Below are 24372 nucleotides of genomic sequence, written 5' to 3' on the forward strand. Positions count from 1 at the left end.
AGTTGGAGTACAAGTCTAAAGCGCAAGGTAAGCATCTGGTTAAAATCGACCAGTGGTTTGCCAGCTCCAAGACCTGTTCTTGCTGTGGACACAAGGTAGACACCCTGCCGTTGTCGGTTCGCATCTGGGCATGCCCGGCTTGTTCGGTAGAGCTAGATCGCGACATCAACGCCGCGATCAATATCCGCCAGCAGGGTGTTATCAAACTAAAGGCCGAAGGACTGTCGGTTCCTGCCAATGGAGGCTTGCGTAAATCCGGCCACGCGCCGGTTGCTGCCTGAGAAGTTGGAAGCCTCGCCCGAAAGGGCGGGGAGCAGTCACCCCTCTTCCAAAAAGCTTGTGCTTTATTTGGTCACCTATTTTATAGGTTAGCTTATTCTCTAGGGACGTATCGACTGATGACAAGGTGCCATAGCTGGCTATTGAGACCGTTTGACTACCGACCCTGAAGTTTAAGGCATTCAGTTGTAAATATTGCTGTACTAAAGGGGCTTTTTGTACGACTAAACCAAGATCTTTTTCCGGCTGCTTGAGCTGAGTAACCGTATTCAAACAGTCGGTTAGCGACATTTCGCCGATAAAGCGGCTCACCTTTTTTCGTTTATCTTCAATTAAACCAGTATCTGTGAGTAACCAGAGCATTTTTTGGGCACGTGTCATGGCGACATAAAATAGTCTGCGCTCACTTTCTTCATTATGCTTATTAAAATCACTGAGGTTTTGATAGCAAGGGAATTGCCCCTCTGTTAAACCTGCTAGCACTACATAAGGCCACTCTAAGCCTTTGGCTCCATGAACTGTGCTGATGATGATGCCTTGATCGGACTCCAAGCTTGCGCCTGCCTCACGCTGCCAACGCACTTGTTCTAATAGTGCTTGTACAGACATACGTTGCTGTCTCAGGTAATTGACTAAACCTTGCAGCATGCGCTTGCGCTCTTCTGCTTGATCGCGGGTTGCTGCTGCTTTTTCAATCAGTTCAAACGCTTCTGTTTCTTGTAGTAATCGTGTTGTTAAAGGGCCAACCGCTTGCTCTGCTGATTCTTTCTGCAATTTCTGCAAAAGCGTTAAGCGTTTTAGTAATCGTTTTCCGCTGTAAGGCTTAAGACTCAGGCTTTTACAAATGGCTTTAGGGTCAAGGCCATTCACAGCCACCAGCTGCTGAATACGCTGCTGCTCTTGTTGTGATAAAAATAGAGGCGGAAAGCTGAGTAATGCAGTAAGTGTTTCCGGCTGAATCGGTGCCTGTACAGGCGCAACCACTAAGTCTAAATAGGCCAAAAACTGTGTGATAAGGGGTTGATTAAAGACAAAGTGCCCTTGCTGTAACAGCTTGAAAGGGATCTGCTGTTGCAAAAAAGCTAATTGTATGGGGACGCTTAAAGCCCAGCTACGTACTAATACTGCACACTGATGAAAGCCTTGTTCAAGCCCTGTCTGCTTTATCAGTGGTAACAGCTCTACAAGCTGGTCTAGCTGTACAATATCAGTATCGGAGTGTTGAGCAGTTGCCAAACAAAGCTGCGCTTCACGTTCTCGATTTTCATTAATCAGATGGTTTGCAGCCAAGGCAAGGGTATGGCCGTAACGGAATGAATAACTCAGGGCATAGCTTTCAGGATTAGGAAACTGTTCTGCAAACTCTGACAGCATAAACTCAGGGCGAGCTCCCCGCCACTCATAGATGCATTGATCCACATCTCCAACGACCATCACCTGAGCGCGTGCACCTGCTAGAACCGACAATAGATAATGTTGAATACCGTTAATGTCTTGGTACTCATCGACAATCACTTGGTCTAAGTGATTGCTGATACGGGCTTTCAGCTCTGGTTGGCTTAATAGCGCCATCACAGGGCGATAGAGCAGATCTGAAAAGGTCATTACGCCTTGATCTGCCATAAGCTGTTCAAGTTGCTCAAAAGCACTGACAAAATAGAGCTGGTCGTCTGGTAGCGCCAGCTGTTTGAACTGTGTTGCTGCGGGGTCTAGGTCTGCTTTAACTCGCTCAACAAATTGAGAGAAAGCCTCTAGATGATCAAGGTCAAGCGCGGTGCGGCGGCTTTGTTCATCACAATCCGCAAGCGCTTGTGTGATCGCTTGGCGCATCAAACGCTCATAAGACCAACCTTCTTGTATCAACTTTCTCCGCTGTATTACACCCCAATTGCTTAAGGTGTCACATAAACGATGGCCGACAGAGTGGAAGGTGCGAATATCAGGTAGTGGCTGTCCATAAGGTGCTAACCGCTGAATTTTATGGGTAAAGTCTTCCTTAGCCGCGCGGTTATACATCAACACCATAATTCGCTTGGGCTGAAAACCCTGCTGTAATAAAAACAGTACGCGATGTACCAATGTGGTGGTTTTACCGGAGCCTGCAACAGCCATGACCCGAGCATGACCTTTGCCATGTTCAACCACCTGTTGCTGCTGATTTGTTAGTACAGGAGGCTGCACCTTATAGCTTACCCAGTGACCAAAACTGCCCAGCGCTTAAAACCCCTAAATGGGTTTCATCTCCAATGGTTTGCTCAACGGCTTGCTCTATAAGCTGATAAAACAGGTTGCGGTGCAAACGACCTTCTAACGCATCTCGCACTAACAGATAAGGTATAGGTTCATCTTGATCATTTAGTGTTACGTGTAACGGATGCGCTGTATCCAGAGGTACAATGTCGCCAACATTGGTCAAAAAGACCAGCGTATCATCAGAATAATTGTGCTCAGTAAGCTGTTGAGTGATTAGAAAAGGAGCGTCTTCAACTTGAATGCCAACTTTCTCAACGGGAGTCACCAAAACATAACCATGCTCTGGATCTTTACGTAGAATCGTTGAAAACATGCGTACTAAAGGCGCTCGGCCAATAGGGGTTCCCATATAATACCATTGCCCATCACGGGCAATACGCATGTCAATGGCACCACAAAAATCAGGGTTCCAAAGATGAATCGGTGGTAAACCTTTTTCACCTTGATTGGCTTCGATCTGCTTGGCTAAGTTAAGCGGAGAGAATGACAGGCTCATAAAGTTCACCAATGTATTGGGCTAGTTGAGGGTAATATTGTAAACTCACCGCCTAAAAACTAGCAGTTTAAAAGCTAAAAGTCGCCCAAACAGGGCAGTGATCTGAGGGCTTCTCCATTGCCCGAATCTCATAATCAATACCTGTCGCACTGCATTTGGCCATTAATGACTCAGTGACCATCAAAGTATCAATTCGTAGACCACGCTTTGGCTCATCATCAAACCCTTTACTGCGATAATCAAACCAACTGTACTGGCTACTATCATCTGGGTGTTGAGCGCGGTAGCTATCAATTAAGCCCCAGTTTTCTAAACGGGCAAACCACTCACGTTCTTCAGGTTGAAAGCTGGCTTTACCTGTTTTCAACCAACGCTTACGGTTGACTTCTCCTATACTGATGTCAAGATCAGTTGGCGATATATTGAAATCACCCATGATGACTAGAGCCTGCTGCGGACTGTACTCCGTTTCTAATAACCGTTGCAGGTCTTGGTAAAAGCGGCGCTTGGCAGGAAACTTCGTTTCATGTTCAACGTTTTCCCCTTGCGGGAAGTAACCATTCATTACTGTAATGACAGAACCATCCGCAGCGGTGTACTCTGCGCTAATCATGCGGCGCTGTGCATCATCAGCATCTGTCGGAAAGCCTTTGCGCACATTCTGAGGTGCCTGTTTAGACATCAACGCAACACCATAGTGGCCTTTTTGGCCATGAAACACCACTTGATAACCCATCGCTTCAATATCAGCGAGCGGAAAAGCACTGTCCTCCACTTTAATTTCTTGCAATCCAATCACATCTGGCGCTTGCTGATCAATTAAAGCTTGTAGCTGGTGAAGACGTGCCCGTAAGCCGTTAACATTGAAACTAATGATTTTCATGCAGTATTAACCCTCTTTCTTACTGATGCCAGAGCGCTCAAGCTTTTTGGCTGCTTGTTCTTTGCGTTGTTTGGCTTTTTTCTTTTGAAATGCAGATTTAGGTTTATTGGCATCATCCGCCCTTTCATGACGCCATTCACGGTAGTCATCTTTTTTACCTGTGCGGATATTAGCTTTGCCTTTCAGCGAGCGGGTTTTCTTAATACGGGTCATGGTGATTAGCTTCACTGTGCGCTTGAGGAAAAAACAGCAGGCTCAGGTTACCTGAGGGGCAAGCATTTTAGGCTACCCAAGCCAAGGTTACAATGATGATAGTAAGCAGGGCGATAATTGAACGAGGCTAACAGACCTTTTAGATCATCTTTTAAAGCTTGAAGGAGGAGCACTAGTTTAAATGCAACCTAGAAAGCAAGGTATACTGCCTAAATTCTATCTAAGAGCTTTCTAAAACAGTGGCAGGTAAGTACTTGGCTTCAAACTCTGCCAGTGGCAGTGGCCGGCTGAAGAAAAAGCCTTGAAACTCATCAACACCCAGATCCTTTAGCATCTGGATTTGTATTTCGTTCTCAACCCCTTCAGCATTAACCCACAAACCTAAACCATGTCCCAGCTCAAGAATAGTTTTAATGATAGCCTTATCTTGTGGGTCTTCATGCATATCCATCACAAAGCTGCGGTCGATTTTAAGTTTATCAACGGGCAATCGTTTTAGATAACTTAATGACGAGTAGCCTGTCCCGAAATCATCCAGCGCAATTTTAACCCCCAGCTGTTGCAATAGCGTTAATGTACTGTAGACATTATCTAGGTTGGCGATCATATTTTGCTCGGTAATCTCGATGCAAAGCGTCTCCGGTGGAATGCGGTATTTGGCAATAACTTTCTGCACAAACTGTGCAAAATCTTTTTGATTCAATCTATTCGCTGAAATGTTGACCGATAGTACAGGTGCATCTATACCTTGATGCACCCACATACTGATCTGCTGAGTGGCGGTTTCTAAAACCCAATCATCAAGCTTAGTAATTAAGCCTGTTTTTTCAGCGATAGGAATAAAATCAAAAGGAGGGATTAAACCGCGCTCAGGATGTGGCCAACGCACCAATACTTCGGCGCCAATTAAGGCTTCAGTGCTCGCATTGAGTAATGGCTGATAGTACAAGCACAGCTGATTGTCAGCGATGGCAACTTTCAGCTCTTTCTCTACTTGTTGCTCTTTTTCAACTTCCAGCTGCATTTCAAGCGCAAAAAAGGTGTAACGGTTACGCCCTGATGCCTTTGAGCGATAAAGCGCCAAATCTGCATAGCGGAAAAGTTGCTGATGCGCATCACCCTCTTCGATAACCTCTTTGGCTTCAGGGTAAATAGCAATGCCTGCGCTTACCGTACAGATGATCTCACCGTTATCAAACTCAACGGGTTTCTGTAGCTCTTCCATTAAAATATTGAGGCGTGCTGCAATTTCGACGCGATCGCTGACGTTCGGTAAGATAATTGCAAACTCATCACCGCCTAAACGGAAAAGCTGCCCTTTACCCACAATCAATTCTTGCAATCGATGTGCCGTTTTAATCAGCAACATATCACCCGTGGTATGACCTTGGGTGTCGTTAATGTCTTTAAAATTATCCAAATCCAGTAATATTAAGCTTAGTGCGCCTAACTCACCGTCTTCTACATCGCCCAGCAGCCTGCCTAGTTCATTTAGAAAGGACACCCTATTAGGCAGGGTCGTTAAGCTGTCAAAATGTGCTAAATACTGGATACGCTCATGAGAGCGCTTATTGTCAGTTACATCAACCACAGAGCCTTCAATATGCTCAGGCATCTCCTTAGTGGCTGCGATTAAACGATTGCTGACCGAGACCCATTTTTTACGCCCATCTCTAGTGCAAATCTCCACTTCATTTAAAGTGAAATAACCTTCACGACGTAGGCGATTCATTGCCTTTAACCATTCGTGGGGGCGCACATAAACCTGTTTACCAATATGTTTGACTTGTTCGATACATTGCTCTGTGGACTCATAGCCTAAGATACGAGCAAGGGCAGGATTCACGTTGATGTAACGACCATCTAAAGTGCTTTGATGCAGGCCTGCTAAAGAATTTTCAAAGATGCTGCGAAACTTATCTTCAGCGGTTATCAATGCCCTCTCTGCATTCTTTTGCGAAGTAATATCATGGACTGTACCAACAACTGACTGCGTTAGGCCATCTTTACCTTTAATAGCGCGGCCATTTAAACGAATCCAAAGACTCTGACCGTCTGTTCGTTTCATGCGTAGTTCCATACCGCGCACTTGACCAAACTGATCTAAGAGTTTGATAAACTCAGTACGATCTGCTTGGTCAACATAAAGGTCTGTAGCCAAGTTTTCAATCTGTTCGCTCATAGCGGTAGCGTTGGCATAGCCAAAGGTATCTGCTAAAGCCTGGTTGGCATAAATCAACTTGCCTTGTCTATTGGTTTGATAAACCCCATCCACCGAGTTTTCTAGAATAGTTCGATAGCTTTCTCTGTCTGTTAAGTTATAGGCAAACAATAACAGTCCGCGTTCAGAAACCGATACTAACTGCCAACGCAGCACCAAGGCTTCCGAATAAGTGGCGTCATATACACTGCCGACTTCTGCATGGGGGTTTGAAAAAATCTGTAGCCTAAAAGGTGCAGGTATCAAATAGGCGCAAGGCTCTATCTTAAGCTCCATGAGTAATTTCTTGGCGGCCTCATTAGACTCAAGGCAGTCCCCTTCATGCGATAGCAGAAGCATCGGTAAAGGTAAGTCTGTGAAGTCCGTTTGCGCCAGAATAGATGTACTCATGAAAAACTTAAACAACCTCTTGAATAGTAGTAGGGGTTAGCCTATGAGGTAATGACACAAAGTACAACACTAAGGCTACAAATAAATTGTTCACTCAAACAATTTGTTACAATTCATTGTGTTAGAGCATCTGGCTTACACAACTTTACATGCGCTCAAGATAGAGCCCGCAAGCAGCTTTATATACCATAAAGCCAAAACTTATGGCAATTCAGCTTAGGAGTAGCACCAGATTCCCCCCTATCCTGTAACGTTTATTATTACTTGCTGGCCTTAGCGCCTTAAAATTCCGTTCCACGCCACTCTGTATTAGAATGTGCGACCCTATATTTACTTTGCCAGCGAGTTATTATGCGAACACCTCATATCGACGACGCAAAAAATCCTGATTTGGAAACCAATCAAACTAAAAATGGTTTTCTGTGTCTGGTCTCTAAACTGGTAATTGATGAGAAACTCCCGATTCGTTTTATGTATAAAACGGTACCCGATCACCTAAATGACACGGGCTGGCGCATGTATACTGGGTATGAAACAGAAGACTTTCTCGAAGATGAGCTACTGAACATGATACCTATGCCTGTCGAAACCATGTGTAAAGCTGATCCGACATTAACCAAGCTTGTAGAATATAACGCAGGCACAGTTTGGGAGCGTCACCCCGGCGCAGATGAGAATGGCTGGGAGCGAGTGTATGATTATAAAATCCCTTCTCCTCAGGTTGACGTCAGTATCACCAATGATGCAGATGAGTTTAACAGTCTGAAGTAGTCAATATATAAAGACCTGAGTATTGAGCATAGAATAGCGCCTGACTCAGAAGCCACTAAATGCTTAGCGATTGAATCTAAAACATCACTTAAACGGGACAGTTAACAATGAGTCTTGATAATTCAGGGAACTTGGCAAATAAAGTTCTAGCGGTAAATAATGATCTGCCTATTCGTACCCATCAGCCTGTTCATAGTGGAAAAGTTCGCTCTGTTTATTGGCTAACTGAAGCCGATAGCAAGCGCCTGATTAAAGAGAAAGGCTACAACGTTGTCCCTGATGCGCCTCTCGCTATCATGGTGATTAGTGACCGTATTTCTGCTTTTGACTGCATCTGGCATGGTGAAGGTGGTATGAACGGCGTACCAGGTAAAGGGGCTGCGCTGAATGCAATATCTAATCATTGGTTCAAGCTATTTCGTGAACAAGGTTTGGCCGATAGTCATATTCTAGACATTCCACACCCTTTTGTTTGGATTGTACAGAAAGCACGCCCAGTTATGATTGAGGCAATTTGCCGCCAATACATTACAGGGTCAATGTGGCGCTCATATACAAAAGGCGAGCGCGAGTTCTGTGGTATTGCAATTCCTGATGGTCTACAGAAAGATCAGAAACTGCCTGAACTACTGATTACACCTTCAACCAAAGGTATTTTGAAAGGTATTCCAGGCGTGCCAGAGGCCGATGATGTCAATGTTACTCGCCAGAACCTTGAACAGAACTTCTCTGCGTTCAACTTCCGTAGTGCTGATGATATCGACCGTTATGAAACCTTATTAAAAGAAGGCTTTGGTGTTATCAGCAATGAGCTTGCCAAGCTAGATCAAGTGTTTGTTGATACTAAATTTGAGTTTGGTTACGTCACTGATGCCTCTGGTACAGAAAAGCTAATCTATATGGATGAAGTAGGCACACCTGATTCGTCCCGCATTTGGGATGGTGCGGCCTATCGAGATGGTAAGGTAGTTGAGAACTCTAAAGAGGGCTTCCGACAGCTGCTGCTAAACTATTTCCCTGATCCAGATATTCTATTGAATAAAGACCGTATGCCAGAGCGTCAAGGTTTAGCCCGTGACAACGCGCTACCTGAATCCGTTCTGATGGCTGTATCAAAAACCTATATTGATATTGCTGAGAAAATTACAGGTGAAAAGCTAAACCTATCTGATAATCCAAAAGCAGAGATCATCGAAGTTCTACGTGAACAATATGGTTTGATTGATTAATCACGTCCTGATCAAAGCAAGCTCTTGATGATAAAGCCGCCAAGGATGGCGCTTTTATTAATCTGTTTTGTTTACTTCTGCATCAGGTAACGAGTTATGATAGTACTCGAACATTTTTTGATAGCCTAACATTGGCAAGTAAAATCCTGCTGAATTTCGTACCAACATACCCCGCTTTCTAAGGGTGTATAAGCCTTGTGCTATAGCCTGATCTAGATCGCCATCAGGCATCAATAAGTAAGCTCCTTGTTTCTTCAAGTTATGCAAAATCTGATTAGCTTCCACTTTTATCTCTAAACTAGTACGTGCTTGCTGCATGTCTTGTAGAAAAATACCCGACAAAACAGATACAGGTAAAACAGGGATCTGCTTCTTAATCTCTCCCGCAAGCTGCTCACCTAATTGATTGATTACGGCAATCCGTTCGTCCTTGCTTAAAGTTGTGATGTCATCAATATTTTGGTCATTTAGCCAGCGTTTTAGAGAGATAGGCTCGCCAAAATTAACGCAAGCATAACCAAAGGGCTTATGCCGATGCGGTAACAAATGTACTGACAACTGAGCAAAAAACTGCACAAAAGACCAAAGCGAATAAAAGCGGTTTTTTTCTTTAAAACTACCATTTTGGTGAGCCAATAGTGTTTTATCCTCTGGTATCTTGTCGTAATTCAAAGCAGAGGGAATAAAAACAATATCTTGACACTCTTCATGCCCCATCGCTTTGATCACGTAATTTAACATCCCTAATTTCAAGGGCTGCATTTTACCATCACGACTTAACCCCCCTTCAATAAACAAGCCTTGAGGCACGCAGTTTGAAACTGCCGTGTATACGTAGCGCTCCAGTAACTTACGATACAGCGGATTACCACTTTCTCGTCGAATAATATAAAAGCCAATTGCGTGTAAAATTTGCCGAAAGGGCCAGCCCCTAGCCCATTCACCAGCAGAGAATGAAATAGAAGAACGCTTTGAGGCTAAGTAAATTAAAAACAGAGGGTCAAAATTAGAACGGTGGTTCGACACTAGTACGACACAAGCATGTTTGTCTATACGATCATAAGCGGTTTCAGCGGAATAGCCGACCTGTATACGGTATAGAAAACGTAGAAATCCACGCGCTAGCCAGTAGCCGACTCGAAAGTAAAGCAACAAATTGAACGAAGGCACCAGCTCAAATGCATATCGTCTAGCCTTATGCCAGCTTTCTTTGAATTGTAGCCCTGATTGTTCTGCATCTTGTGTAATAGCCGCCACCACGGGAGGATCACTTAATAAGCGTTCAATCCAAGATAATCGGTTTGATAAGGCTTGGGGGCGTAAACCATGAGCTAATTTTTCATCTAGTAGGTGGTACGTATGTAATGTTCGTTGGTAATACAGCCAATGGATAAGAGGGTAAATAATGTAATGAATAATACCCGCAGTGGCCCAAAAACTTAATACAAGTACAAGCCATATAGGAAGCTCGACGCTGCTTATTAGCGTGTGAAACATAGTGAAACCCTTTTTTGTTTTTATTGTTGTTTTGACTTTGTTTATTGCTTCAGTGCAATAGTATTAGCGATTGAGAATACCCCAGAGCTGTAATAGCGGCTCATGGTCACGAATCAAACCAAGAGGCACAGTAAAATGCCCCCTCTGGTAAACAAATCGGTTCACAGCAGGTACTTGCCAAAGATCTAAATGCTGATTACCTGAGGCAAAAGGGGTTACCGTATCTTCAGAGCCTAATACGCTAACAATATGGTTAGGTGGCATCACAGGCTCTCCGTAAGGATCAAGCCGTTCTAGCCAGCTGCGTGCTAGCTCTTTATTCCAGCCTTTATCACGCAGTGCATCAGACAACCCCCAAATTTTTGATAAAGCACCATCTAAGGCCGCTTCCGCAATATGGGTGCAATGAGTCACCATATACAAAGCATCGGGCCGTAATATTTCTGGCCAATCTTTTGCACGTACCGCCACAGACTTAGCTGTTTGTGCTCCTAAGCTACTACCACCAATCGCTACTTTTCCTGAGCTTGTTTCGCGACTCCATGCAATCCAGTTTGCCCACTCTTTGGTTTGGCTACTCAAAAACTCAATCAAACCTGCAGGAGAGGTCGACAATAGTCGCTCGCCACCAAAACGACCCGGTAACACTCTGCGACCGTGCCAAGGTGCCTCTGGTCGAATGACACGAATTCCCATGCGATTCAATGCAGCTACTTCATTAATTAAATTGTGATGGTGATCAAACTCAATAAAAATGCCATGGCCGAAAATTAATGTCGGTGGATTTTCAACACCGTAAGGTTCATGGACACGAGCATAGGCCATATCTTGCATATCTTCAGAATAAAAGCGTAACCAGTAGTTCTTACCCTCAGGTACATTAATTGAACGAGAGCGCTCCACTTTCGCTCGCTGCTTGGGCAAGGCAAAGCACTGCTCTAATTGGCCGGGCTGACCATACTGTTGTTCAATTTCCTCTGGTGTCGGTGGTTCTAGCGCGATCGCTGACTTAACATATTTACGCAGTGGCATAAACTGCTTACGCATCATCAAATACGCAGTACGGGTATCAAGACGCATCTCTTCTATGATTTGTAAACGTTGCTCTGAAACCTCCTCTTCTCCGAAAAAGTAGGTTTGCCAAAGCTGCTCTGTCATCTCATTTTTAAGTCGCACATGCTCATAAACATCAAGTAATCGACGTATTTTGGCAACTTTTGATGCAGGGGGTTGAATAGGCGCTTCATGAATAAAACGTTCAACAGAGCCCTCTGCAACATGAGCCGCAGCCCAGAGCCTAGAAAGTGGAAAAAAGAACTTTTGTAATCCTTGCAAAATCAAGGCATCAGCCCAAGGCTGGGTCACCAATCGGCTAAAAGGCGACTGTAAAAAGCGCATGGTGTGGTCAGAGGCAACATAACGAGGGCGGCTCACCATAAACAATATTATCCTTTAACTTTTTACAAGCGACACAATTAATCAAACAAGTATCATGTTCTTGTATCAAATAGGCAAGTATAGGATTGTGTGAAATATCGGGTTATGGGGCTAGATCAATAAAGGAGGATGATTAGTTAACATCTTAGGCTATGTACTCCTCGTCGCTACAGAGTACATAACCTAAGCAAAGATAGACTCTCTAGGCTGTGAACTTAGCCAGCTGATTTTTCAATGCAACGGCAGAGTGTTGCAAGCGCTCTGCAGCATCTGATATTTCATTTGTACTATTAGTATTGTGATGAGTTTGAGATTCAACATTACCCATAAGGCTTAATACATTACGTGTACAGCTTAGTACTTCTGATACATTGGTTGAAGTTTGATGCATTTTATGACGCGTACCATGCATTGATGAGGTACTTTCTGTAACACGTTCAAGCGCCGTATTAGACTCTGTCAGTAGCTTATCAAACTGGCCTGCGCTATTTTTCATTTTGCCTGCAATACCGCCAATTGATACGACAATATTGCCGATAATAGAGCTGGTTTTATCTAAGCTATCTTGTGTACGTGTTGCTAACTGGCGAACCTCATCAGCAACAACAGCAAAGCCTCGACCATGCTCACCTGCACGGGCAGCCTCAATGGCAGCATTAAGCGCCAATAGATTAGTTTGATCAGCAATACCACTGATCACTGATAACACCTCGTTGACGCCTTCAGCTTGACGGGACAATTGATCTAATTCCTCTGAAAGCGCTGACTGCGAACGCGTAGTGTACTCAATAGTTTCAGCAACCTTCTTAATAGCTGCCTGTCCTGCATCCAAACGTTCAACTGAGCGCAACACTTCAGCAACCGCATTAGACAGCTCTGTATCGGAGGACTCCAACAGTTGCCCTGTTGACATTGCATGTTGGCGCACTTCATCAACTGCAGACACTACCTCTTGCGCTCGGATACTCATTTCATGGCTACTGGCTTGTAGCTGATCAGCAACAGCAGCTGTTTCCCATGCGTTTCGAGCGGTATTTGCCAGAGCACTTTGTAATTCAGTCATTAAGTTATTAAAGTCTTTTAATAACAAGCCAATCTCATCAGGGCCTGTTTCAGCACGCAGAGAAAGGTCTCGACTACTGGCAACCCTGCGCATTAACTCCTGTGCTGTAGCTAACGGTTTTAATACACTAGCAACCAAACCATAGGTAATAAGTGATGCAATCACAAAAATCACAAAGCCAATACCACAAGAAGTTAGCAACGTTGCCATTAGCTCGGTGCTGATTTGAGTAATAGCAATATCAGCACCCGCAACAAACTGCTGCCCTGTTGTCGTTGTGTAAGGGATAAAAATCGAACGAAACTCACCCCACTCATCCTTATATTCATCAAAAACGGGCTGCTGTGTTCTAAATGCCTCTGCAATACCGTCGCTAGGGTCTTTATATATAGAGAGCTTCTCGCCTAAATCACCTTTATCAATTTCCTCTTTTTCAGGTGTGTCTAGAACAAACGCAATGCCTTCTGGTTTTTGCACCATTGTGTAAATATAGGTCACATTGGTTGATTGCAGTAGGTTATACACTCGGCGCTGCAAGCTATCAGACTCTTGCTGAGTGAAACTGCCATTTGCTACTCGGTCATATAGAGACTGATCGGTGAGATGAGCAACTGTACGGGCTGCAAAGCTGAGTTGACTGTCTATTTGATGGTATAAATCAGCTTTACGCACTTGATAAAGGTAAGCGGTATAGCTAGCAACGGCTAAGGCATTAAGCAATAGCACGACAACCAACAGGCGGGCGCGAATAGTAACAAACATGATTATTCCCTAAAACATGTTAAACGGAGTTGCAAATGATAGAGTTTAGGTCGCTCTAGAGCAGCTAAGAAAAAAACAGCCGCAAGAGCGAACACCTATTGTAGAGTTAGGGGCAATACTAGTTAGTCACAGAAAGAGTGCAACTGTTTTGTTGCTATATGTTAATAACGTCAGTACAAAAAACACCCAAAGGTGTATAGAAAAATGTCAGGTTGAGACTCTAGCTACTTTAAGCCTGTATGCAGGAGGCGGCCGATAATAGATGCTTCATATCTCTGGGCGAGAAATCAAAACACTTTTGTTCAGGTGTTTATTTATCTTCACAGCCAAAAAACTCAACTTTTGGCAGCTTAAAGCCCTCTGTTATCATTTGTGTGCAACGTGAGGCTTCAACCGGAGGGCTAAACAGATAACCTTGTATCAGATGACAGCGTAGCTGTGCTAGAAATGCCAGCTGTGTTGCTTCTTCTACGCCCTCAGCTACCACTCTCATACCTAGGCCATGCGCCATTTGAATAATAGACTTTACCATCACTGATTCATCACGATGATGACAGATATCCATAATAAATGAGCGGTCAATTTTTAGTTTATCGATAGGAAATTCTTTCAAGTAGCTCAGCGAAGAAAAACCAGTACCAAAGTCATCAAGTGCTAAGCTCACCCCCAGAGCTTTGAGTTCGTGTAACCTATTTTTGACCCATTCAAGCTGCTTAACTGCAACACTTTCTGTAATTTCAAGCTCTAGCCAGCGTGCAGGTAACCCCGTATTTTTTAATGCTTGCTGTACTTGGATAATAAAGTCATCTTGACTGAACTGTATGTTAGAAACGTTAACAGCCATCTTTACAGGCTTGCCTGCATCAAGCCACTCTTTGGCTTGCATGCAAGCTTGGCGTAATACCCAGTTGCCAATAGGTATAATAAGCTGGGTTTCCTCTGCCAAAGGGATGAAACGAAAAGGTGGCACTATGCCTTTTTCTGGATGACGCCAGCGAATGAGTGCTTCGACACCAATTACCATGCCATTGTCTGGGTTGACCTGTGGTTGGTAGACCAAAAATAACTGCTCTTCTTTTAATGCGGTACGCAGATCCTGTTCCATTTCCAGCTTTTGTTTGGCTTGCTCTGTATGGTCTGGTTCGCAGCTTCTAAAGCAGTTGCGCCCAGCCTGCTTCGCCTGAAATAAGGCCATATCTGCGTGCTGTACCAGAATTTCGGAGCGCTCACCATGCATAGGAGAGATGGCGACGCCTATACTCAAAGTAAGGTTTAGTGTTCTATCTTTTAATGCGATAGGGTGTTGAGAAAAATGAGTAATTATTTGCCCAGCTAGTTGTTCCGCACCGTATAAGTTTAATCCTGATGCAGCAACAATGAATTCATCACCTCCAAAACGACTCACTAGAGCGTTTGGTGGTAACAAGGTTTGTAGTTGTCGGCTGACTGTTCGAATCACCTCATCACCAAAGCTATGACCGAGAGAGTCATTCAAGGTTTTAAAGCGGTCAATATCAATAAATAACACTGCTAAAGGTTGATGCTTACCTAATAAAATAGCCAGCGATTGCATAAAATCTAAACGATTAGGTAGGCCTGTCAGTGTGTCATGGTAGGCTAGGTGACGAATTTGCTCCTCTTGTTGCTTATACTGAGTGATATCTCGAGTTGCGCCACGCATCCCAGAAACAGTTCCGTCCACGCCAAAAATTGGTACTGCGCTACTTTTATACCAGTGTTCAACGCCTTTCGAACTACGGCGGCGAAACTCTAAGTCATGGAATGGAATGCCCTTTTCTATAGCACCTAAAAAGACGCTTTTAACACGCTCCATATCTGCATCTGCAACAAACTCAAAGCAAGAACGACCAATATAATTTCTTTCTGCTGGATGGCGGTTTTGGTCTACATCTGCATCTTGCTTGTGATTCTCTTTTGATAAATAGCTATAACATGCCTGTGAATCAGACTCCCAGACGGTTTCATCAAAGGCTACGATCACGTCACGAAAGCGTTGCTCGTTATCAGAAACTTGTTGATAAGCAACAACTAATTCTGAATAAATATCTAATAGTTCTCCAGAAAATAAATGTACATCTTCTTTGCTCAAATCTCGGGTTCTGATTTTTGTTAGAAATAACTTCAAATTCCTTTGGAAGCGACCAAATACTAATTGTGTCCCTAGCATACCCATAATCAGAATTGCAAATATCAAGGGCAGCTGCTTATCTAAAGCCGCTAATAGCATCTGTTGGAAACTTTTAGCAGAGATATTAACCCAGATATGACCAACGACTTCATTGTCTCGGATAATAGGGCGAATCGTCGCTATCACTTGCGTTTGCCGAGTTTGGGAGTAGTCACTAAAGCGATATGGTTTGGCTGTTCTATAAACAACTCGAGATTTAGAGTTTGGAGAAATATCAATTAAACCAGCCTCATTAAAATTCGGGCCGAATGCAACAATTCGATTGAGTTTTTTCGAGTAATAACCCGCACCATACCCAGGAAATGCCTTTGTAATATGGGTGATATCAGGTTGTAGTTGAGCATTGATATCTGCAAGTGTTTTTTCGGTGAGGTCATCTGCCGTGATAGTTGAAAAAATATTCTTATTTCCGTCTAGCTCATCCTCAAGCATTTTAGCTAGTGCGCCTGTTAAATAATATTGCTCCTCCTCTAGAGCAACGCGCATCTGCCATAACTGCATTGCAAAGGTTGCCGCAGCAGCCATTACAATTAATAAAAAAGTCAGGAGATAGAGACGATGTTTTGTCGAAAAATAGCGAGTCATGGCTTATCCATCAGCGCTTTATTTGAGGGTAGTCATATACTAACTAAAAAAGCCCATAATTCCTGTATTTAATATATGGTTTTTTGTAACCAAAAAGCTCTAGAGATAAATATACTTCATTTCATCATTTAGAAAATAACTACTTGCGGCTCTGAGCTCAAAGCAAGTGGAAATGAATGATATACAGCTCTCAAAATAAAAATAGGCCACATGTTAGAAACATGTAGCCTATGTAACTTGCACTTGCAAACCTGTAAGTAAGGTTAGCCGATCAGGTTGTAAACAAACACAATGATTACAGCTACCGGAGTCACATAACGGACTACGGTGTAGAACAGGTTAAAGCGGCTTTCTGTCATTTCAAGCTCAGTTGCCACTTCGTCTTTCTTCATGATCCAGCCGACATACAGTGCCGCCAGCAAGCCTGCCAATGGCAGCATGATGTTAGCAGTTAAGTAGTCTAGAAGATCAAAAATGGTTTTGCCTTCAAAAGCAGAGAACATACCCAGTGGGTGGAAGCCTGACCACTCGTTCAGCGACAGAATAGACGCAATACCCAAGAACCATACAGCAACACCTGCTGTTAACGTTGCAGTCGTACGTGTAAAACCGCTGCGCTCTTCTAGCCATTCAACTGAAGGCTCTAGCAGAGAGATTGCAGAAGTCAGTGCAGCAAACACCAGCAGTACGAAGAACAGAGTGCCGATCAGCGTACCCATTGACATGTGACCGAACGCCAGTGGTAAAGACTGGAAGACCAGGGCCAGCACCCGGCTCCATGCCGTTTGCAAATACGATTGGGAAGATCGCCATACCTGCAACCAGTGCCACAACGGTATCCATTACACCAACCGCCATAGAGGTTTTGGCAATTGAGATGTTGCGATCTAGGTATGAACCGTAAGCCATCATCACGCCTGTACCTAAGCTCAGTGTGAAGAATGCGTGACCTAGCGCCGTCAGGAAACCTTCGGTGGTGAGCTTAGAGAAATCAGGGGTAAATAGGAAATCAATACCACGACCAAAAGAGCCAGTTGTCATTGCGTAGATCACCATGATCACCAGAATCGCAAACAGCGCAGGCATCAGGTAAGTGACCGCTTTTTCAAGGCCGCCTTTTACACCACGTACCACGATGAACATGGTCACCGCCATAAATACGCTGTGCCAGAATAGTAGCGACACTGGGTCAGACAACATACCGCCAAACAGTGCGCCAATATTTTCACTGGTTTCACCAGTAAACGCACCGCTCACCGATAGGCCCACGTAGTTGATCGCCCAACCACCAATCATGCTGTAGAACGACAGAATCAAGAACGCCGCTAAAGTACCCAACGCACCAATAGAGATCCAGCCCTTACTAGCATTATGGCTTTTCACCATATCACGCATACTGGCGATAGGACTTTTGGCACCTTTGCGACCCAGTAACACTTCGGCCATTAAAATAGGCAAGCCCACTATTGCGATACAAGCCAAATAGACCAGTACGAAAGCACCGCCACCATTTTCACCAGTGGTGTAAGGGAACTTCCAGATGTTACCTAAACCAACCGCAGAACCTGTTGCGGCCAAAATAAAAGCCCAGCGTGATGACCAGTGCTGGTGTGTCCCACCTGCCGCTGAAGCAGCTGTAGTTGTTGTATTAGACACTTGTTTCTCCTCGGGTTTAACAATGAGTATGCCTAAGCGTTTGAGATGACGACGCTTAGGCAAAATTAAAAGTTAAGCGACTTGGTGTGTTAGGTTGGATAACCGACCTTCTGGATTAGAAAAACGTTCTTTAGCCACCTGATCAGCGACGACCTGAGTGCTACGCTGTTCGCGGTCTGCGCGAGCGAAAATCTCTGTCAGCGTGTCGTGAATCGACTCGATGTGCTGATTGAGTGCGCCTGCGTTTTGATTCCCCAAATGCTCGTAGCACACATCAATGATGCCGCCCGAGTTAATGGCATAATCTGGTGCATATAAAATACCGCGTTGACGCAGTTGCTCACCGTGAATAGGTAGTTCAAGCTGGTTATTGGCCGCGCCGGCAACAACAGTGGCCTTGAGCTGGGCGATCGAGTGGTCGTTTAGTACGGAGCCAAGTGCACAAGGTGCAAATACATCGACAGGTAGGCTGTAAATCTCATCAGCCGCTACAGCGGTTGCGCCAAGTTCATGCACGCAACGCTGTACCATATCGTCATAGATATCAGTTACCCAAAGTTCTGCACCTGCGTCTTTAAGCTGCTTGGCTAAACGGAACCCCACGTTGCCTACCCCTTGGATCGCAACTTTTAAGCCTGCTAGGTCGGAGCGACCTAAACGATACTGAACCGCAGATTTAAGGCCGATAAACACGCCATAGGCAGTAGAAGGTGATGGATCTCCGCTGCGCTGGAGGCCGTCCACTCCGATTTTGTCCTTGATACCTGCAACATAGCGGGTTTCTTCTGCCATGACTTTAAGGTCTGGAACGCTTGTGCCCGAATCTTCAGCCGTGATGTAACGTCCGCCCGCAGACTCAATCAATCGACCCATCGCTCGCATCATGTCAGCGGTTTTGTGCTGGCGAGGATTGCCAATAATCACCGCTTTACCGCCGCCTAAAGGCAGGTTAGCAAGCGCTGATTTATAGGTCATACCCCGAGACAGACGCAGTACATCGCGTACCGCTTCTTCGTCAGAGCTGTACGGCCACATACGGCATCCGCCCAATGCTGGGCCAAGATTGGTGTTGTGAATGGCGATGATGGCTTTCAAACCGGACTGGGGGTCGCAGCCAAAGATAACCCGCTCGTGGTCATCAAAATCGGGATGGCTAAATACGTTCATGGCGTACTCCTTTCTTATTAAATCGGCTTTTGGCCTTATGTTCAGTTTCGCTTTTGGCAAAATCTGGCACCCATGCTGTGTCAGTTGTTTAAAGCTTAGCTCAGATTGAGCGGCCTTATTGGTGCAACCGAAGTGGTCAGTTGAAAACGGAGGGTGTTGTTTTCAACCGTGCATACACAGAATTGAGGCAAAAGATTAACACATTGTATGCCAACAATTAAAAACCTATATTTTTCAATAGTTTAGTCATTTTTAGCATGACTCATGCCATATGGTTATGAGACTTTGGTGTTACCAGAGTACACGCCTATGTTACCAAATAGACTCAGGATGATTAAACTGAATATTCAAAATTATCAGGTCATGCAACTATTTTTCTATCATAAATCAGATTATTTAATTTGTTTTTAATTGAGACGTATCTGTAGTAGTGGAAAGACCTATAATGAAGGCAGGGATAGCTATCAACGGGGATTACTCATGATTTATTCAACAGCTCAAAAGCGATACTCAAGCAGATTAAGCTATGCGGTATTAATAACGGGGATTATGTTGTCACTATCTCTTGCATGGGAGGTTGATCGTATTAAACAAGATACGTTTAATGTTCAACTTACGGCAGATATGAAGGCATTATCACACCACTTGTCTCGTGAGCTATTGATTAACTTTGAGTCACTGTATGAGCTGAAAGGATTTGTTGATAATTCAGAACAACTGGATCAACAGGCTTTTAATAATGTGGCAACAGGTACTTTGGCACGCCATCCGCAGATACGCTATTTACAATGGGTTGCAGCCCTACCTTTATCAGCCCAAACAAACATCCCTTTAATATTGCAGAACCAGCGCTACCAACTATCAAATACCGCTATTTCCTCTAATGAAGTACGCGTCTATCCCTTAATTTTTTCCGCTCCAAATTTAGGTGAGGTTAATCGGCTTGGGCAGGATGTTGGGCGTATTCCTGAGTTGAATAGCGCGTTTCAAACAGCTGTAAACAAGGGGCAGCTTGTCATGTCATCACCCTTTATCAAAACTAGAGGAGATATATCAGAAAAAGTTTTTGTGGTGACATTGCCTGTTTTTCGAGGTGAATCAGGAACCCAAACTGCACGTAGTGAAAATATAAAAGGCTTTATTGTCGCAGGCTTTAATATGAACAGCATTATTCGAGAGGTGATGTCTGGATCAAGACTATCAGGACTACATTTAAGCTTAATTGATCTCACCGCCCTTGAAGAGCAGTTTCAAGAGTCTGCCACTCTTTATCAGCAACAGCCTGCCACACCACCTATGACTGAATATCAACAGCGTTTCTCTTTAAGCAATATCGGCAACCATCAGTGGCAACTGCTTGTTGCACCATCAGAGGGTTTTGTTAGCGAAAACAAAAGCGACCTAGCCTACATCGTTATGTTGTTTGGTTTAGTGGTAACAGGACTACTATCAGCTTATTTAAGAATGACATCTAAACGAGCCTTTGAGATTGAAGAAATAGTCACACAAAGAACCCATGATTTGCATGAAGTTACTAAGCAGCTGAAACACATTTCACAAACAGACGAATTAACAGACATTGCTAACCGTCGCCATTTTGATCATGAGTTTGATCAAGAATGGAAGCGCACAAGACGAGAGCAGCAGCCTATATCGCTGGTGCTCTTTGATCTTGATTTTTTCAAGCAATACAACGATCACTATGGCCATCTTCAAGGAGACGAGTGCCTCATAAACATCTCAGAGTTAATTAAATCGGTTATCAGTCGACCTGGCGATCTTTTTGCTCGTTTTGGTGGGGAGGAGTTTGTTTTATTGTTGCCAAATACACCTATTGAAGGTGCTATGAAGATAGCTGAAGAGTGCAGGCAGCTAGTTGAATCGATCTCAATTCCACATCAAAAATCATCAATTTCTGAGGTTGTCACTATCAGTGCTGGTGTCTATACATTAATACCTAATGGGGAAATTGATAGAGATCAAATGCTAGATTTAACAGATCAAGCCCTATATCTGGCCAAAGAGCAGGGTAGAAATAGAGTCGTTAACGGATTGTTGGCAAAAATTGAAATCAGGCCGAGTAAATAGTCTAAATAATCACACACTCCCATATCTGAACTTTTATACTGAAACAGCTTAGGGGTGATCTAAGTCAAGATTACTATCATCCCTATTGCCTAGCTAGTCGATCTAATCTATAAACAGGTTTACATATATTAATAAGCCTCATGTAAAGCGTTACCGTAAAGAATGTTCATATTTTTCCAATCATTGATCGGAAAATGCCGAAATACTTTTTGCTCAGTGCTTATTGGCGTAAAAAATAAAAGGGAATTTATAATGAACGAATCATTTCAACACTCTACGATCTTAAGCAAAGGCAGTATTGATAATGTGCAAGGTGTTAAGATCATTAAGCTATCTGGTAACTCCTATGAAATTGGTTTTCAGCATGGTTACCTTTTAGCAGACAATATTCGGTTGATGATAGAGCAAACATTACCTGCGGCAGCTGCCGTTATTGCAAAAACATTGCATAGTGATTTCGATACAGCATTTGAAAAAATGCAACGCGCAGCGAAGCTGGCCCGTCCTTATCTGCCTGAGGAGCTTGTCGCTGAGATGAGGGGGATTGCTGATGGCGCAAATGCTGCGGGTTATTCAACAAATTTTGAGACTATCCAGCTATGGAATACCATGTATGACCAGTGGTGTATCTATGCTCATCCACATTATTGGGATATAGATAATCCAGAGCGTAAAGGCCAATACCCTAATGGTAAGGCTGGTACTCATGTTCTAGCTGGAGCGGGATGCAGTAGCTTTTCAGCATGGGACGAATCCGCAGGTGGCGATGGAAAGCTTATTTTTTGTAAAAACGAAGACAATCTGAATCTCCCTGCTCAATTAGAAAACCGCTACCTTTTTGTTGTTAACCCTGATATTGGTAATGCCCACTTATACCTATGCTTTCCAGGCATGATTGGTATGGATGGTGGTTTTAACGATAAAGGCATTACCATGATGACGCAGTATAGCGCCTCTATCCATGAAACGATGGAAGGCTGTGGTATAGGTGTTTTTACACGTTTGCTGCTGACTCATGCGAATAATTTAGATGAAGCCAAACAAGTATTCTTTGATCATCCCCGTTGTACAGGCATCGCTTATCACTGTGCTGATGCCATTAATAAGAAAGCCTGCGTAGTAGAAACCTCTGCAAAAATGGTGACAGTTCGCGACCCAATGCCTAACTTTTCTCGGCTATGGCAAGCGAATGATTCAATTTGCTACCCGGGTTATCAAGCTTATTACGGCTACAACATGGTAGCTGATCAGCAGCTAGTATATGAGCTTGCTGATGTGAGTAGTATTCAGTCTTATCTCGATAGTATGAAAGCGCCATACAACATGGTTGTGCCTGCACCCTGCCGATTTGAACGTTATGATCAGTTACTTCAGAACTATTATGGCGAAATTGATGTGAATGCTGCTATCAGTATTGTGAGCGACCGTTTCGATCCTTACACCAAAATGACGCGCCCGAAAGATGCGCCATCTTATACCAATAATATTATGGCCAGTATCAGTGCGAAATATCCTGAAGACCTCTTCACAGAAAGCCCTAATGGCAGCTTCAAAGCTGGAGTCGCCAATCTGTGGAGCCTAATTGCCTATCCAGAAACAGGAGACTTTTGGTTGGCAATTGAAGACTTTCCTGCGAATCAAGGTGAGTTTCATCAATTTAATTTAAATAACTTACTGGGTCGAAAGTAACTCGAACCTGTCAACCTCGGAGATAAAAATGTCCTTTAGAGCTGGCTTGCTGTCTGCGCTTATATTCATTTCAACCAGTTTGAGTTTTTCACTTTATGCCGCGTCAAACTCAAAATCAGAGCAAGCCGTTGCACATGCACAGCAGTATCGTGGCACCACATTAAACGTGGTGTGGAATAAAGGACTGATGTCAAAAGAGGTGTTGCTTTATTCTGGACCATTATGGGAGCAGCTAACAGGGATAAAGATCAACGTGATTGAACTGGCTATCCCAGAGGTTTATCCATCAGTTGAGAAGGAACACTTTAAGCGATCAGGCAGTTACGACATCATCAGTATTGTACCGAATCGACTGCCTGACTATATTAACCTTGATGCATTAGAGCCATTGGATGCTTTCCTAGATCAGTATCAGTACCGCAATGATTTAGACGATATTACCCCTGCTTTTCGTGACAACTGGATGAGTGTGAACGGCCAAATTTACAGTATTCCAGACGATGGCGATGTGTTGCTGCTGTACTATCGGAAAGACCTGTTTGAAGACCCTAAAAACAAAGCGGCCTTCTTAAAGCAGTACGGCTACCCCTTGGCTCCACCCAAGACTTGGCATGAATTTGATCAAATTTCAGCTTTCTTCTCAGTAACTTATGCCCCTCAAATGTACGGTAGTGCATTTATGCACCAAGAGCTGTCTCATTATTTTTTCTCTGAACAATTCCGCATCAACGGCGGTGTTTTCTTTGATGCCAAAACAATGCAAGCAAAAATCAACTCTAAAGAGGGGCTGAAAACTTTAGAGCAAATGATTGCGCGCCAAAGCTCAATGCCTCCTGGTGTTGAAAACTGGAGTTTTATGGATGTGCTGGGTGCCTTTATTCATGGACAGCTGGCAATGACAGAGTTTTGGCCGCCAATGGGGCGCTGGGCGGAAGGCTACGGTAAAGACTCTGAGCTTTTAGCTTGGGTACCTAAAAGTCTTGTAGCAGGAAAAGTAGGATATGCCCCCTCCCCCGGAGGACATGGCGCATTAGCCGCAGGCTTTGGCTTATCTATCGCAAGTACCAGCAACAATAAAGATGCGGCTTATTTGTTCATACAATGGCTCAGCAGCCGAGAGGTCAGTTTGAATCGTGTGCAAACGCCCTATAGTCTGCGCGATCCGTATCGGATCAGTCATTACAATAGTGCCAGTTATAGGAATTTATGGCCAAGTGCAGGTGACTATCTAGATACCTTGCAAAAGTCCACCAAAAATGGGCTGTTAGATCTCTCTCTGTTACAGATCAACTTGTATGAAAAATCATTAATGGAGGGTTTAAAAGCAGCATTCACTCGAAAAATAGAACCTCAGCAAGCACTTGATCACATCGCACGTCAATGGAACCAAATTACGCAGAGTATTGGTGTTGAAAAACAGCAACATTATTACAAAGAATGGATGAGCAAGCCTTTAGCTTATCCTTAACAATGGATGTGATTAG

18 protein-coding genes are annotated in these 24372 nt (G+C 43.9%); 6 read left to right on the forward strand and 12 right to left on the reverse strand.

Features of this window, described 5'->3' with window-relative positions; all coding sequences use genetic code 11:
• Positions 1 to 2: 2 nt before the first annotated feature.
• Positions 3 to 281, forward strand: a complete 279-nt coding sequence (locus tag B5D26_RS06920) for a zinc ribbon domain-containing protein (protein ID WP_234985219.1) — start codon at positions 3 to 5, stop codon at positions 279 to 281.
• Here B5D26_RS06920 and B5D26_RS06925 read toward each other — a convergent pair.
• From B5D26_RS06925 to B5D26_RS06945, 5 genes are all read right to left on the reverse strand, one after another.
• Entirely contained in the window at positions 202 to 2460 is a 2259-nt protein-coding gene (locus B5D26_RS06925) for an ATP-dependent helicase (protein WP_078745009.1), read from the reverse strand. The genes B5D26_RS06920 and B5D26_RS06925 overlap by 80 nt on opposite strands.
• 1 nt (position 2461) lies before the next feature.
• Positions 2462 to 3028 carry a DUF1285 domain-containing protein gene (locus B5D26_RS06930; protein ID WP_078745010.1) on the reverse strand — a complete coding sequence of 189 codons (567 nt, stop codon included), beginning with the start codon at positions 3026 to 3028 and terminating at the stop codon, positions 2462 to 2464.
• A gap of 67 nt (positions 3029 to 3095) precedes the next feature.
• The gene (xthA, locus tag B5D26_RS06935) at positions 3096 to 3911 is read right to left on the reverse strand and encodes an exodeoxyribonuclease III (protein WP_078745011.1); all 816 of its coding nucleotides are present in this window, start codon (positions 3909 to 3911) and stop codon (positions 3096 to 3098) included.
• A gap of 6 nt (positions 3912 to 3917) precedes the next feature.
• Complete coding sequence (locus B5D26_RS06940) at positions 3918 to 4124, reverse strand: hypothetical protein (RefSeq protein WP_078745012.1); 207 nt, start codon at positions 4122 to 4124, stop codon at positions 3918 to 3920.
• 220 nt (positions 4125 to 4344) lie between these two features.
• A complete protein-coding gene (locus B5D26_RS06945) occupies positions 4345 to 6735 on the reverse strand; it encodes a sensor domain-containing phosphodiesterase (protein ID WP_078745013.1) in 2391 nt (796 codons plus the stop codon).
• A gap of 351 nt (positions 6736 to 7086) precedes the next feature.
• Here B5D26_RS06945 and B5D26_RS06950 point away from each other — a divergent pair, with 351 nt between their 5' ends.
• Entirely contained in the window at positions 7087 to 7506 is a 420-nt protein-coding gene (locus B5D26_RS06950) for an immunity protein Imm33 domain-containing protein (protein WP_078745015.1), read from the forward strand.
• 107 nt (positions 7507 to 7613) lie between these two features.
• Entirely contained in the window at positions 7614 to 8735 is a 1122-nt protein-coding gene (locus B5D26_RS06955) for a phosphoribosylaminoimidazolesuccinocarboxamide synthase (RefSeq protein WP_078745016.1), read from the forward strand.
• Positions 8736 to 8792: 57 nt separating this feature from the next.
• Here B5D26_RS06955 and B5D26_RS06960 read toward each other — a convergent pair whose 3' ends face one another.
• The 7 genes from B5D26_RS06960 to B5D26_RS06985 all read right to left on the reverse strand — a co-directional run bounded on the left by B5D26_RS06960 (position 8793) and on the right by B5D26_RS06985 (position 19111).
• A complete protein-coding gene (locus B5D26_RS06960) occupies positions 8793 to 10232 on the reverse strand; it encodes a 1-acyl-sn-glycerol-3-phosphate acyltransferase (RefSeq protein WP_078745017.1) in 1440 nt (479 codons plus the stop codon).
• A gap of 63 nt (positions 10233 to 10295) precedes the next feature.
• Complete coding sequence (locus B5D26_RS06965) at positions 10296 to 11669, reverse strand: hypothetical protein (protein ID WP_078745018.1); 1374 nt, start codon at positions 11667 to 11669, stop codon at positions 10296 to 10298.
• Positions 11670 to 11871: 202 nt separating this feature from the next.
• Positions 11872 to 13494: a methyl-accepting chemotaxis protein gene (locus tag B5D26_RS16160; RefSeq protein ID WP_078745020.1), complete on the reverse strand. Its 1623-nt coding sequence runs from the start codon at positions 13492 to 13494 to the stop codon at positions 11872 to 11874.
• A 310-nt stretch (positions 13495 to 13804) separates the two neighbouring features.
• A complete protein-coding gene (locus tag B5D26_RS06975) occupies positions 13805 to 16288 on the reverse strand; it encodes an EAL domain-containing protein (RefSeq protein ID WP_078745021.1) in 2484 nt (827 codons plus the stop codon).
• Positions 16289 to 16551: 263 nt separating this feature from the next.
• The gene (locus B5D26_RS16605) at positions 16552 to 17013 is read right to left on the reverse strand and encodes an SLC5/6 family protein (protein ID WP_327196252.1); all 462 of its coding nucleotides are present in this window, start codon (positions 17011 to 17013) and stop codon (positions 16552 to 16554) included.
• A complete protein-coding gene (locus tag B5D26_RS06980; protein ID WP_327196253.1) occupies positions 16919 to 17944 on the reverse strand; it encodes a sodium-dependent transporter in 1026 nt (341 codons plus the stop codon). The genes B5D26_RS16605 and B5D26_RS06980 overlap by 95 nt, the downstream gene beginning before the upstream one ends.
• Before the next feature lie 72 nt (positions 17945 to 18016).
• A complete protein-coding gene (locus B5D26_RS06985; protein ID WP_078745022.1) occupies positions 18017 to 19111 on the reverse strand; it encodes a Glu/Leu/Phe/Val dehydrogenase dimerization domain-containing protein in 1095 nt (364 codons plus the stop codon).
• 480 nt (positions 19112 to 19591) lie between these two features.
• Between B5D26_RS06985 and B5D26_RS06990 the strand changes: the two genes are divergently transcribed.
• From B5D26_RS06990 to B5D26_RS07000, 3 genes are all read left to right on the forward strand, one after another.
• The gene (locus B5D26_RS06990; protein ID WP_078745023.1) at positions 19592 to 21199 is read left to right on the forward strand and encodes a sensor domain-containing diguanylate cyclase; all 1608 of its coding nucleotides are present in this window, start codon (positions 19592 to 19594) and stop codon (positions 21197 to 21199) included.
• A 252-nt stretch (positions 21200 to 21451) separates the two neighbouring features.
• Positions 21452 to 22888, forward strand: coding sequence for a C45 family autoproteolytic acyltransferase/hydrolase (locus B5D26_RS06995; protein WP_078745024.1), 1437 nt, complete (start codon positions 21452 to 21454; stop codon positions 22886 to 22888).
• 28 nt (positions 22889 to 22916) lie between these two features.
• Positions 22917 to 24356 (forward strand): extracellular solute-binding protein, encoded by a 1440-nt coding sequence (locus B5D26_RS07000; RefSeq protein WP_078745025.1) that lies wholly within the window; start codon positions 22917 to 22919, stop codon positions 24354 to 24356.
• Positions 24357 to 24372 lie beyond the last annotated feature (16 nt).

The sequence above is a fragment of the Oceanospirillum multiglobuliferum genome (assembly GCF_900167095.1).
GTDB classification, from domain to species: Bacteria; Pseudomonadota; Gammaproteobacteria; order Pseudomonadales; family Halomonadaceae; genus Oceanospirillum; species Oceanospirillum multiglobuliferum.